The 12,752-nt window shown below is 61.8% G+C and carries 11 protein-coding genes; 4 read left to right on the top strand and 7 right to left on the bottom strand.

What is annotated here, in order from left to right; genetic code table 11:
- The first annotated feature begins 118 nt into the window (after window positions 1-118).
- Window positions 119-1,054, top strand: coding sequence for a glutathione S-transferase family protein (locus J3P91_RS04990; protein ID WP_434602891.1), 936 nt, complete (start codon window positions 119-121; stop codon window positions 1,052-1,054).
- 160 nt (window positions 1,055-1,214) lie between these two features.
- Here the strand turns inward: J3P91_RS04990 and J3P91_RS04995 are convergent, their stop codons facing one another.
- Both J3P91_RS04995 and yejK read right to left on the bottom strand, forming a co-directional pair.
- Entirely contained in the window at window positions 1,215-1,409 is a 195-nt protein-coding gene (locus J3P91_RS04995; RefSeq protein ID WP_434602892.1) for a hypothetical protein, read from the bottom strand.
- Window positions 1,409-2,413 carry a nucleoid-associated protein YejK gene (gene yejK / locus J3P91_RS05000; protein ID WP_420765369.1) on the bottom strand — a complete coding sequence of 335 codons (1,005 nt, stop codon included), beginning with the start codon at window positions 2,411-2,413 and terminating at the stop codon, window positions 1,409-1,411. The genes J3P91_RS04995 and yejK overlap by 1 nt, the downstream gene beginning before the upstream one ends.
- A gap of 394 nt (window positions 2,414-2,807) precedes the next feature.
- Between yejK and J3P91_RS05005 the strand changes: the two genes are divergently transcribed.
- Window positions 2,808-3,089 carry an HU family DNA-binding protein gene (locus tag J3P91_RS05005; protein WP_030139622.1) on the top strand — a complete coding sequence of 94 codons (282 nt, stop codon included), beginning with the start codon at window positions 2,808-2,810 and terminating at the stop codon, window positions 3,087-3,089.
- A 293-nt stretch (window positions 3,090-3,382) separates the two neighbouring features.
- Here the strand turns inward: J3P91_RS05005 and rlmF are convergent, their stop codons facing one another.
- The 5 genes from rlmF to J3P91_RS05030 form a co-directional block, all read right to left on the bottom strand.
- The gene (gene rlmF / locus J3P91_RS05010) at window positions 3,383-4,420 is read right to left on the bottom strand and encodes a 23S rRNA (adenine(1618)-N(6))-methyltransferase RlmF (protein WP_434602893.1); all 1,038 of its coding nucleotides are present in this window, start codon (window positions 4,418-4,420) and stop codon (window positions 3,383-3,385) included.
- A gap of 262 nt (window positions 4,421-4,682) precedes the next feature.
- Window positions 4,683-7,529 (bottom strand): valine--tRNA ligase, encoded by a 2,847-nt coding sequence (locus J3P91_RS05015; RefSeq protein ID WP_434602894.1) that lies wholly within the window; start codon window positions 7,527-7,529, stop codon window positions 4,683-4,685.
- A 231-nt stretch (window positions 7,530-7,760) separates the two neighbouring features.
- A complete protein-coding gene (locus J3P91_RS05020) occupies window positions 7,761-8,126 on the bottom strand; it encodes a DNA polymerase III subunit chi (RefSeq protein ID WP_305496568.1) in 366 nt (121 codons plus the stop codon).
- A gap of 7 nt (window positions 8,127-8,133) precedes the next feature.
- On the bottom strand, window positions 8,134-8,562 hold the full coding sequence (locus J3P91_RS05025) for a DNA polymerase III subunit chi (RefSeq protein ID WP_305496566.1): 429 nt from the start codon (window positions 8,560-8,562) through the stop codon (window positions 8,134-8,136).
- Between the two features lie 58 nt (window positions 8,563-8,620).
- Window positions 8,621-10,111 carry a leucyl aminopeptidase gene (locus J3P91_RS05030; protein WP_305496564.1) on the bottom strand — a complete coding sequence of 497 codons (1,491 nt, stop codon included), beginning with the start codon at window positions 10,109-10,111 and terminating at the stop codon, window positions 8,621-8,623.
- A 316-nt stretch (window positions 10,112-10,427) separates the two neighbouring features.
- On the opposite strand from J3P91_RS05030, the gene lptF reads away from it, so the two are divergent.
- Both lptF and lptG read left to right on the top strand, forming a co-directional pair.
- The gene (lptF, locus tag J3P91_RS05035; protein ID WP_434602895.1) at window positions 10,428-11,549 is read left to right on the top strand and encodes an LPS export ABC transporter permease LptF; all 1,122 of its coding nucleotides are present in this window, start codon (window positions 10,428-10,430) and stop codon (window positions 11,547-11,549) included.
- Window positions 11,542-12,603, top strand: a complete 1,062-nt coding sequence (lptG, locus tag J3P91_RS05040; RefSeq protein ID WP_434569698.1) for an LPS export ABC transporter permease LptG — start codon at window positions 11,542-11,544, stop codon at window positions 12,601-12,603. Before lptF ends, lptG begins: the two co-directional genes overlap by 8 nt.
- Window positions 12,604-12,752 lie beyond the last annotated feature (149 nt).

A 12,752-nucleotide genomic window follows, 5' to 3' on the forward strand; every position in this document is an offset into this window, starting at 1 on the left:
TTCATCCGACGTTGCTCAACCACTGATGCTCATGGCGCAGTATTCATCAATCCGATTGGGTAGGCCGTTTACCCTTTGCACGCTAAGCTGGTTGTTCCTACGTCCGACGGACTCCAGCATGTCAGAACTGATCCTCCATCATTACCCAACCTCCCCATTCGCAGAAAAAGCCCGCCTGCTGCTGGGTTTCAAAGGCCTGTCCTGGCGTTCGGTAGGTATCCCGCCAATGATGCCCAAGCCGGACCTGACGGCCTTGACCGGCGGTTACCGCAAGACGCCGGTGTTGCAGATCGGCGCGGACATCTACTGCGACACGGCGTTGATAGCTCGGCGACTTGAGCAGCAGAAAGCCTCCCCGGCGCTGTTTCCCGAGGGCCGGGAAATGATCGCTGCGTCCTTTGCCGCATGGGCGGATTCGGTGGTGTTTCAGCATGCGGTAAGCCTGGTGTTCCAACCGGAATCGGTGGCGGTGCGTTTTGCCAAGTTGCCGCCCGAGGCGATCAAGGCGTTCATCAGCGACCGTGTCGGGCTGTTCAGTGGCGGCACGGTCACGCGTCTATCCGCCGAGCAGGCCAAGCACCAGTGGCCTGTGATCATGGCGCGCCTGGAGCAGCAGTTGCAGCGTGAAGAGGGCGACTTCCTGCTGGGCGATCCGTCGATTGCCGACTTTGCCATGGCCCATCCGCTGTGGTTTCTCAAGGGCACGCCTGTCACTTCACCTTTGGTGGACGCTCATCCGGCGGTATCGGCGTGGCTGGCGCGGGTGTTGGGTTTCGGCCATGGCGCGTCGAGCCAGATGAGTTCCGAAGAGGCCTTGGAGGTGGCTCGCAATGCGACGCCGGCAGCGCTGCCGGATGAGTCATTCGAGGAGCCGAACGGGTTTGTGGCGGGGCAGCGGGTGAGCATCGCGGCGACTGATTACGGTGTCGATCCGGTGGTTGGGGAGTTGTTGTTTGCCGGTAGCGAAGAATTGATTCTGCGTCGTCAGGACGAGCGTGGCGGGGTGGTGCATGTGCACTTTCCGCGGCTCGGGTTTCGCATCGAGGCGGTCTGATTTTTGCTGAGGTGGTGACTGGTCTAACGCCATCGCGAGCAAGCTCGCTCCCACAGTGATTTCGGCGGACGCGAATCCGATGTTCACCGCGCACCTAATGTGGGAGCGAGCTTGCTCGCGATGGGGCCATCAGGGCCGACATCACCGTTGGGCGGCAGATTTATATCGCGGCCAACGCCTTGAGAATATTCTCCGGCTCATACCCACGAATCAACGTGCCATTCACATCCAGGATCGGAATCCCCCGGCCGCCCAGCGCCTCGTAGGCCTTGCGCGCTTCGATCGTGCCCCAGTTCTGGTACGCGACCACCACCAGCAGAACCAGCAGGCACTTTTTCAGTACCCGGGTGAGCATCAGTTACGCCGCTTGAGCTGATCGGTCAGCGAGGTCGGTAAACCCTTGATGATCAGCGTGCCGGCCTCTTCGTCGTATTCGATCTTCGAGCCCAGCAGATGCGCTTCGAAGCTGATGGACAAGCCTTCGGCGCGGCCGGTGAAGCGGCGGAACTGATTGAGGGTGCGTTTATCCGCCGGAATTTCCGGCGACAGGCCGTAGTCCTTGTTGCGGATGTGGTCGTAGAACGCTTTCGGGCGCTCTTCGTCGATCAGCTCCGAGAGCTCTTCCAGGCCCATCGGCTCGCCGAGCTTGGCCTGGCTGCTGGCGTAGTCCACCAGGGTCTTGGTTTTCTCCCGGGCGTCGTCTTCGGGCAGGTCTTCGCTTTCGACGAAGTCGCTGAAAGCCTTGAGCAGGGTGCGGGTTTCGCCGGGGCCGTCGACGCCTTCCTGGCAACCGATGAAGTCGCGAAAGTACTCCGAAACCTTCTTGCCGTTCTTGCCCTTGATGAACGAGATGTACTGCCTGGACTGTTTGTTGTTCTGCCATTCCGACACGTTGATCCGCGCCGCCAGGTGCAACTGGCCCAGGTCCAGGTGGCGCGACGGGGTCACGTCCAGCTCGTCAGTCACGGCCACGCCTTCGCTGTGGTGCAGCAGGGCGATCGCCAGGTAGTCGGTCATGCCTTGCTGGTAATGAGCGAACAGCACGTGGCCGCCCACCGACAGGTTGGATTCTTCCATCAGCTTTTGCAGGTGTTCCACCGCCACGCGACTGAACGCAGTGAAGTCCTTGCCGCCGTCGAGGTATTCCTTCAACCAGCCACTGAACGGATGCGCCCCGGATTCGGCATGGAAGAAGCCCCAGGCCTTGCCTTGCTTGGCGTTGTAGCTCTCGTTGAGGTCGGCGAGCATGTTCTCGATGGCCGTGGACTCCGCCAGTTCGGAATCGCGGGCATGGAGCACAGCGGGCGTGCCGTCGGGTTTTTTGTCGATCAGGTGGACGATGCAATGACGGATCGGCATGGATTTCTCGGCTGATGAAAGAGAGGAGGGCGCGCTCCCCGAAAAAGGGCCCAGTGTACCGCAATCACTGGTTTTGGGACGTGGTGAAGGCCCTTTCAGACCGGTCTGACACCCGGTGAGCATTTTTTTACCGATTTAGCGCAATAAAGCTGACCAAATGGGTAGGTAGAGGCGGATATTTCACAGGCGTTGTGCTAGTTTTGCCCGGTCTTACGCGAAGTCACTGCGTTAAGCGTGCATTCAGCATTTGTCAGGTCGAACCAAACCCGGATTTCGGCATCTATTACCCCGATCCGTCGTGGTGATGACCGAGGGAGGCTGATCAGATAGATCGGCTCGATGGCTGACACTGCACTCTGCAATCCATATGAATTTGATAGGGAAGGAACACTACATGGCTCTTACTAAAGACCAACTGATCGCTGATTTGGCTGAATCTGTAGACGCACCAAAAGCTACCGTGCGTGCGCTGCTGGACCAACTGGGCCAAGTGGTTGCCGATCAGCTGGAAAACGGCGGCGAACTGACCTTGCCAGGTGTTGGCAAGCTGAAAGTCACCGAGCGTCCTGCCCGTACCGGTCGCAACCCTTCGACTGGCGCAGCCATCGAAATCCCGGCCAAGAAAGTGATCAAGCTGGTTGTGGCCAAAGGCCTGACCGACGCGGTCAACAAGTAAGATCGTTTTATGAAAAACCGTGCCGCGGAGCGATCCGGGCACGGTTTTTTGTTGCCTTGAAAAAGTGGACAGTGGTGACTAATGCTGATCACTCAAGAAAAACGACGTACCTGTGGCGAGGGAGCTTGCTCCCGCTCGGCTGCGAAGCAGTCGTATTCCGGCGGGTACGGTGTGTTTGATGCTGCGTATTCGGCAGGTTTTGGGGCCGCTACGCAGCCCAGCGGGAGCAAGCTCCCTCGCCACGGGGATGTCGATACCTTAAGTGAACCGCATCAGGCTGTGTTGAGGGAGTTTCAGTCCTTGCGAGCCCAGCGCGCCTGGCGCCAGGCTTGTTGCTGCGCCTGGTCCTGAAAGGTCCAGGCCACGAACCGACTCTGCTTCTGCCCTTGGGACATTTCCACGACCTGGCTGTGCAGCGCTCCGGCCTTCTTCAGCGCGGCTTGAATCGCCGGCAGGTTCGAGGCCTTCGATACCAGCGTGCTGAACCACAGCACTTGCCCGGCGATCTGGGCGCTCTCACTGATCAACTGCGTGACGAAGCGCGCCTCGCCACCCTCGCACCACAGCTCCGCCGCCTGGCCGCCAAAATTCAGCACCGGCAACTTGCGTTTCGGATCCGCCTTGCCCAATGCCCGCCATTTTCGCTGGCTGCCCTTGGTGGCTTCCTCCAGGGAGGCGTGGAACGGCGGGTTGCACATCGTCAGGTCGAACCGTTCGGTACTTTCCAGAAGCCCCGACAGGATGTGCTTGCGGTTGGGTTGCTGGCGCAGCTGGATGGCTTTGTTCAGGCCGTTGGACTGGACGATGGCCTTGGCCGACGCGATTGCCGTCGGGTCGATTTCCGAGCCCAGGAAGTGCCAGCGGTAATCGCTGTAGCCGATCAGCGGATAAACGCAGTTGGCGCCGGTGCCAACGTCCAGCACCTTGACCGCCGCGCCGCGAGGAATTTCGCCTTCATTGTGGCTGGCGAGCAGGTCGGCGAGAAAATGCACGTAGTCGGCGCGCCCCGGCACGGGTGGGCACAGGTAGTCCGCCGGAATGTCCCAATAGGCGATGCCATAGAAGGACTTGAGCAGCGCCCGGTTGAACACTCGCACCGCCTCGGGGCTGGCGAAGTCGATGCTTTCCTTGCCGTAGGGATTGATGATCACAAACTTCGCCAGTTCCGGTGTGCTCTTGATCAGCGCCGGGAAGTCGTAGTGGCCCTGATGGCGATTGCGCGAATGCAGGCTGGCCTTCTCCCGCGGCGCCTTGGCCTCGGCGACGGGCTTGGGCTTCTGGCGGGGAGGGCGGGGAGGGCGAGGAGGGCGAGGAGGGCGAGGAGCGGTCATGGCGGGTCGATTCAGGGCTGGCTTAAAAAGTGGCGGGCATTGTCCCACATTCGGCGTTGATGGCTGCGCGAATTAAATGTGGAGGCGAGCTTGTGTGGGAGCGAGCTTGCTCGCGATGGCTGTGTATCAGCTGGCATATAAATTGGCTGACCTGCCGCTATCGCGAGCAAGCTCGCTCCCACAGGTTCTCTACTGTCTGAAGGATGGGGCAGGCAGAAACAAGGAGGCCACCAGGGCCTCCCTTTTCAATCACGAACCACCGTTACAGGCTGGCAATCCGCGCGTGCTGCTCGGCCAGCTTGCCCAGGGCCTGTTCGGCCTCGGCCAGTTTGGCCCGCTCCTTCTCGATGACTTCGGCCGGTGCCTTGTCGACGAAGCCGGCGTTCGACAGCTTGCCGCCGACGCGCTGGACTTCGCCCTTCAGACGCAGGATTTCCTTGTCCAGGCGCGCCAGTTCGGCGGCCTTGTCGATCAGGCCGGCCATTGGCACCAGCACTTCCATCTCGCCAACCAGGGCGGTGGCTGACAGCGGTGCTTCTTCGCCCGTAGCCAGTACCGTCACCGATTCGAGTTTCGCCAGCTTCTTGAGCAGCGCTTCGTTCTCGTTGAGACGGCGCAGGTCTTCGGCGTAGGCGTTTTTCAGGAACAGGGTCAGCGGTTTGCCTGGGCCGATGTTCATTTCGGCGCGGATGTTGCGCAGGCCGAGCATGAAGGTTTTCAGCCACTCGATGTCGTCTTCGGCTGCCGGATCGATGCGGCTTTCGTTGGCCACCGGCCACGGTTGCAGCATGATCGTCTTGCCCTGGGCACCGGCCAGCGGTGCGACGCGCTGCCAGATTTCCTCGGTGATGAACGGCATGAACGGATGCGCCAGGCGCAGGGCCACTTCCAGTACGCGAACCAGGGTGCGACGGGTGCCGCGCTGGCGCTCGACCGGTGCGTTTTCGTCCCACAGTACCGGCTTGGACAGTTCCAGGTACCAGTCGCAATACTGGTTCCAGATGAACTCGTACAGCGCTTGTGCGGCCAGGTCGAAACGGAACTGGTCGAGCTGGCGGGTCACTTCGGCTTCGGTGCGTTGCAACTGCGAAATGATCCAGCGATCAGCCAGGCTCAGCTCGTAGGCTTCGCCGTTCTGGCCGCAGTCTTCGCCCTTGTCCAGCACGTAGCGCGCGGCGTTCCAGATCTTGTTGCAGAAGTTGCGATAGCCTTCGACGCGGCCCATGTCGAACTTGATGTCGCGACCGGTGGATGCCAGCGAGCAGAAGGTAAACCGCAGAGCGTCGGTGCCGTAGCTGGCGATGCCCTCGGCAAATTCTTCGCGGGTGGCCTTCTCGATCTTCTTCGCCAGTTTCGGCTGCATCAGGCCCGAGGTGCGTTTCTGTACCAGGGTTTCCAGGTCAATGCCGTCGATGATGTCCAGCGGGTCGAGGACGTTGCCCTTGGACTTGGACATCTTCTGGCCCTGGCCGTCGCGCACCAGGCCATGGACGTAGACAGTCTTGAACGGCACTTGCGGCGTGCCGTCCTCGTTTTTCACCAAGTGCATGGTCAGCATGATCATCCGGGCGACCCAGAAGAAAATGATGTCGAAGCCGGTGACGAGCACGTCGGTGGAGTGGAATTTCTTCAGGAACTCGGTCTGTTGCGGCCAGCCCAGGGTCGAGAACGTCCACAGGCCCGAACTGAACCAGGTGTCGAGAACGTCGTTGTCCTGCGCCAGCGCTACGTCCGGGCCAAGGTTGTGCTTGGCGCGGACTTCGGCTTCATCGCGACCGACGTAGACCTTGCCCGACTCGTCGTACCAGGCCGGGATGCGGTGGCCCCACCACAGCTGGCGGCTGATGCACCAATCCTGGATGTCGCGCATCCAAGAAAAGTACATGTTTTCGTATTGCTTGGGCACGAACTGGATGCGGCCGTCTTCCACGGCGGCAATCGCCGGCTCGGCCAGCGGCTTGGTCGACACGTACCACTGGTCGGTCAGCCACGGCTCGATGATGGTGCCAGAGCGATCGCCTTTCGGGACTTTCAGCCCATGGTCGTCAACGCTGACCAGCAGGCCGGCGGCGTCGAATGCGGCAACGATCTGCTTGCGCGCTTCGAAGCGATCCAGGCCGGCGTATTCGGCCGGGATCTGGCCGTCGACGCTTTCGTTCAGGGTGCCGTCGAGGTTGAATGCCTGGGCGGCCGGCAAGACATTCGCGTTCTTGTCGAAGATGTTCAACAGCGGCAGGTTGTGGCGCTTGCCGACTTCGTAGTCGTTGAAGTCGTGGGCCGGGGTGATTTTCACGCAACCGGTGCCGAATTCAGGATCGCAATAGTCGTCGCCAATGATCGGGATGCGACGGCCAACCAGCGGCAGCTCGACGAACTGGCCGATCAGCGCCTGGTAGCGCTCGTCGTTCGGGTTCACCGCTACGGCGGAGTCGCCCAGCATGGTTTCCGGACGCGTGGTGGCGACGATCAGGTAATCCTTGCCTTCGGCGGTCTTGGCGCCGTCGGCCAGCGGGTACTTCAGGTTCCACAGGAAACCTTTCTCGTCGTGGTTCTCCACTTCGAGGTCGGAAATCGCCGTGTGCAACTTGGTGTCCCAGTTGACCAGGCGCTTGCCGCGATAGATCAGCCCGTCTTCATGCAGGCGCACGAAGGCTTCCTTGACCGCTTCGGACAGGCCGTCGTCCATGGTGAAGCGCTCGCGGCTCCAGTCGACGGACGAGCCGAGGCGACGAATCTGACGGCTGATGTTGCCGCCGGATTCGTCTTTCCATTCCCAGACTTTCTCGAGGAATTTCTCGCGACCCAGGTCATGGCGATTCTGGCCCTGGGCTTCGAGGCGACGTTCCACCAGCATTTGCGTGGCGATACCGGCGTGGTCGGTGCCCGGCTGCCACAAGGTGTTGCGGCCTTGCATGCGACGGAAACGGATCAGGGCGTCCATGATCGCGTTGTTGAAACCGTGGCCCATGTGCAGGCTGCCGGTGACGTTCGGCGGCGGGATCATGATGGTGTAGGAATCGCCCGCGCCTTGCGGAGCGAAATAATTCTCGGACTCCCAGGTGTTGTACCAGGAAGTTTCAATGGCGTGCGGCTGGTAGGTCTTATCCATGCGCGGCGGGACCCTATTGGCATTTATTCAGGAAAAGCCGGGAAGTATAGCGGGCGGGGCGAGTGCAAGCCACAGGCTGGGAGCGGCACGTCGGGTATATATAGGGGCAGTGAACCCTGTGGGAGCGAGCTTGCTCGCGATGGCGGTGGTTCAGCCTGCACTTATATTGGATGTGCCGGCCCCATCGCGAGCAAGCTCGCTCCCACAGAGGAAGATCAGTAGGTCTGTTATCTATTCGTACTGGCTCAACAACCGCTCCATCCGCGCATCCAGCCGGCGCTTGATCTCGGTTTCGATGTGCGGGGCGAAATCGTCGATCACGTCTTGCAGGATCAGTTGGGCGGCGGCGCGCAATTCCTGGTCCAGATGCAACAGGGCGTCGGGGCCTTTTGGTTCGGCCTTCGGGGCTGGCTTGGGTTCGGGCTGGCCGGTGATCGGTTCGAACAGCAGCGGAATCTGCTCGTCATGCACGGCTTCGTGTTCCACCGTGTCGGTCAACAGCGGTGGCTGCAGGGTGTCGTCACCGAGCAGTTGGCGGATCGACTCGAGGTCATCCAGCAGGTGAGCAGGTTTTTGCGGCGGTTTTGGAGTGTCCATCGTAGGCTCAGAGTCGCTGTAAACGGTGGTCTTGCAGAGCATAGCCCTGTTCGCGGTAGAAACGGAAACTCTCCCGCGCGGCTTGCCGGATGGCCGGGTCTTCAACCACGACTTCCGCCACGCGGGCGAAACGCTGGGCAAACGCCGGCACTTTCAGGTCGAGATTGACCAGCAGGTCCTGATGCTGACCGCAGTCTTCCCCCAGCCCGAGCACGATCAGCCCTTCGGGTTCGCTTTCGGCCGGACCGTGGGGCACGAAACTCTCGCCCTTGAACGCCCACAGTCGCGCGTCCAGGTCTTCGCGCTGAGCGGCATCGCTGCAATGCAGATAGATGCGATGGCCCATGCGCCAGGCTTTCTCGGTGAGCTTGCAGGCGAAATCCAGTCGCGCCGAGGGATCGGCGCTGGGCAGGATGTAGAAGTCGACTTTGGTCATTGCGTTCCTTGAATCGCCGAGGCGTCACCCGAGGGCGACGCACCGGCGATCATCGGTGTCAGGCCTTGGCGCGGTCCAGCAGGTACTGGGTCAACAGGGGTACCGGACGGCCAGTGGCGCCCTTGTCCTTGCCGCCGCTGGTCCAGGCCGTGCCGGCGATGTCCAGGTGCGCCCAGTTCAGGTTCTTGGTGAAGCGCGACAGGAAGCACGCTGCGGTGATGGTCCCGGCTTTCGGGCCGCCGATGTTGGCGATGTCGGCGAACGGGCTGTCCAACTGTTCCTGGTACTCATCGAACAGCGGCAACTGCCAGGCGCGATCGTCGGCCTGCTGGCCGGCGCTGAGCAGTTGGCCGATCAGCTCGTCATTGTTGCCCAGCAGGCCCGAGGTATGGGCGCCCAGGGCGACGACGCAGGCGCCAGTCAGCGTGGCGATGTCGATCACCGCTTGCGGCTTGAAGCGTTCGGAATAGGTGAGGGCATCGCACAGCACCAGACGGCCTTCGGCGTCGGTGTTGAGGATTTCCACGGTCTGGCCGCTCATGGTGGTGACGATGTCGCCCGGGCGCGAAGCCGTGCCGCTGGGCATGTTCTCGGCGCAGGCGAGGATGCAGACCAGGTTGATCGGCAATTGCAGCTCGAGCACGGCGCGCAGGGTGCCGAACACGCTGGCGGCGCCGCCCATGTCGTATTTCATTTCATCCATGCCGGCGCCGGGCTTGAGGCTGATGCCGCCGGTGTCGAAAGTGATGCCCTTGCCCACCAGGGCGTACGGCTTCTCGGATTTCTTGCCACCGTTGTATTGCATCACGATCAGGCGTGGCGGCTGGGCGCTGCCCTGGCCGACGGCATAGAACGAACCCATGCCCAGGTCCTTGATTTTCTTCTCGTCGAAGACCTCGACCTTCAGACCCTTGAATTCCTTGCCCAGTGCCTTGGCCTGTTCACCCATGAAGGTCGGGTGGCAGATGTTCGGCGGCAGGTTGCCCAGGTCGCGGGTGAAGGCCATGCCGTTGGCGATCGCGGTGGCGTGGGTCACGGCGCGCTGGACTTCGGCCTGGGCGGCCTTGATGGTCAGCAGGGTGATTTTTTTCAGCGCACGGGGTTCGGCTTTCTGGCTCTTGAACTGGTCGAACTGGTATTCGCCATCCACCAGGGTCTCGGCCAGCAGGCGATTCTTGCCGTAGCTGTCGCGGCCTTTTACAACCAGTTCGTCCAAGGCCAGCACGGCGTCGCCACCGCCCAGGTTTTTCAGGGTGCCCAAGACGCCGGCAATGATCTTGCGAAACGGACGGTCGCCCAGTTCAGCGTCCTTGCCAACGCCCACCAGCAACACGCGCTCGGCCTTGAGGTTGGGGAGGCTGTGCAGCAGCAGGCTCTGGCCGACCTTGCCGGCCAGGTCGCCGCGCTTGAGTACGGCGCTGATGGCGCCGCCGCTCAAGGCGTCGAGCTGGGTGGCGACGACGCCGAGCTGGCGGTTCTCACCAACGGCAACCACCAGCGTGGCGGTCTTCAACGTTTCTGGGCTGACGCTTTTTACAACCAGTTCCATGTCCGGATCCTTGAGTCAATGGTCAAGAGGCCAGGCGCCGCGACGACAGTGGCGCGCTGAACAGCTGTCTTCTATATAAAAGAAGCGCCGGAGCTTGCCGGCGACAAAGGCCGCAGTTTGAACCCCGGCGCCCGAAGCTGACAACCCTCGCAACGGTTAACTTTTTTGGCTGGGGAGCGTCTGCTTAAAGCATGCGCAGTGACAGGCGCCTCCAATCACAGGATAATGCGGCTCTTTTTTCGGCTGCTCGCAGTATGCGTCGGCTCGATACGTTTCTTGTTTGGCCGCCTAGCCTGACAATCGTGGAGTGTCTGGTTTGATCGTCTTCCGTTATCTATCCCGCGAAGTCCTGCTGACCCTGAGCGCGGTCAGTGCCGTGCTGCTGGTCATCATCATGAGCGGGCGCTTCATCAAGTACCTTGCCCAGGCGGCTTCGGGCGCCCTCGATCCGGGCTCGCTGTTCCTGATCATGGGGTTCCGCCTGCCGGGCTTCCTGCAACTGATCCTGCCGCTGGGATTGTTCCTCGGGATCCTGCTGGCCTACGGTCGCCTCTACCTCGACAGTGAAATGACCGTGCTGTCGGCCACCGGCATGAGCCAGCAGCGTCTGTTTCGCATCACTCTGTTCCCGGCCACATTGGTGGCGCTGGTAGTGGCCTGGCTGAGCCTGAGCCTGTCGCCCCAGGGCGCCAACCAGTTCCAACTGCTGATCAACCAGCAGGACGCCATGACCGAATTCGACACCCTGGTGCCGGGGCGCTTCCAGGCCCTGCGTGACGGGACGCGTGTCACCTACACCGAACAATTGTCGGACGACCGGGTCAACCTCGGCGGCGTCTTCATCACCCAGAAAAATATCTCATCGGACACCAAGAAGGACCGCGGGATTTCCGTGCTGGTGGCTGAAAAGGGCCGCCAGGAAATCAACCCCGACGGCAACCGCTACCTGATCCTGGAAAACGGCTATCGCTACGATGGCACCCCGGGGCAGGCCGATTATCGGGCGATCAAGTACGACACCTACGGTGTGCTGCTGCCCAAGCCCGATGTCAGCGATGAAGTCACCGACCGTGATGCCATGCCTACCGCCAGCCTGCTGGGCAGTGACGACATCCGCGCCCGCACCGAATTGCAATGGCGCCTGTCGCTGCCGTTGCTGGTGTTCATCGTGACCCTCATGGCGGTCCCGCTGTCGCGGGTCAATCCGCGCCAGGGTCGTTTCCTCAAGCTGCTGCCGGCGATTCTTTTGTATATGGCCTACCTGACCATCCTGATTTCCGCCCGCAGTGCCCTGGAGAAAGGCAAGATCCCGCCGGCCCTGGGCCTGTGGTGGGTGCACTCGATCTTCCTGGTCATTGGCCTGGGCTTGCTCTATTGGGAGCCGTTGCGCTTGAAGCTGGCCAGTCGTCGCAGCGCGGTGGAGGTGGCCCGTGGTTAAACTCGACCGCTATATCGGCAGCAGCGTGTTCATGGCGATCCTCGCGGTGCTGGGGATCATTCTTGGCCTGGCGACCCTGTTCGCGTTCATCGACGAGATGGGCGATGTCAGCGATACCTATACATTGCTGGACGTGGCGAGCTACGTGTTGCTGACGGCACCACGGCGCCTGTACGACATGTTGCCGATGGCTGCGCTGATCGGTTGCCTGATCGGCCTGGGGAGCCTGGCGAGCAACAGCGAACTGACCATCATGCGCGCCGCCGGCGTGTCCATCGGCCGCATCGTGTGGGCGGTGATGAAACCGATGCTGGTGCTGATGCTGGTCGGGCTGCTGGTCGGCGAGTACGTCGCGCCGGCCACCGAGAACACCGCCCAGGCCAATCGCTCCCTGGCCCAGGGCGGCGGTGATGCCCAAAGCGCCAAGCATGGCTTGTGGCACCGCCAGGGTGACGAGTTCATCCACATCAACTCGGTCCAGCCTAATGGCACGCTGTACGGCGTGACCCGGTATCGCTTCGACGACGAGCGGCACCTGCTGTCGTCGAGCTTCGCCAAACGCGCCAATTTCGCCGAGGATCACTGGCAACTGACCGACGTCACCACCACCTTGTTCCATGACAAGCGCACCGAGGTGGTCGCCGCTCCGCAGGAACGTTGGGACGTGCAGATCAGCCCGCAGTTGCTCAGCACCGTCGTGATGGCGCCGGAGTCGCTTTCGATCACCGGTTTGTGGGGTTACATCCACTATCTGGCGGACCAGGGCCTGAACAATGGCCGCTACTGGCTGGCATTTTGGGTCAAGGTGTTGCAGCCGCTGGTCACTGCCGCCCTGGTGTTGATGGCGATTTCCTTCATCTTTGGTCCGCTGCGCTCGGTGACCCTCGGCCAGCGGGTCTTCACCGGCGTGCTGGTGGGCTTCACCTTCCGTATCGCCCAGGACCTGCTGGGGCCATCGAGCCTGGTGTTCGGTTTCTCGCCGCTGCTCGCGGTGCTGGTGCCGGCCACGGTCTGCGCGCTGGCCGGGCTCTGGCTGCTGCGCCGGGCGGGTTGATCCATTTTATCGTGGCGGGGGGAGCTTCTGTGGCGAGGGAGCTTGCTCCCGCTGGACTGCGCAGCAGTCCCCTGCAGCCTGCCTGACACATCGCCGTGGCGCATAATCGAGGGGCCGCTTCGCAGCCCAGCGGGAGCAAGCTCCCTCGC

Source organism: Pseudomonas sp. Z4-7 (assembly GCF_051131965.1).
GTDB lineage: Bacteria > Pseudomonadota > Gammaproteobacteria > Pseudomonadales > Pseudomonadaceae > Aquipseudomonas.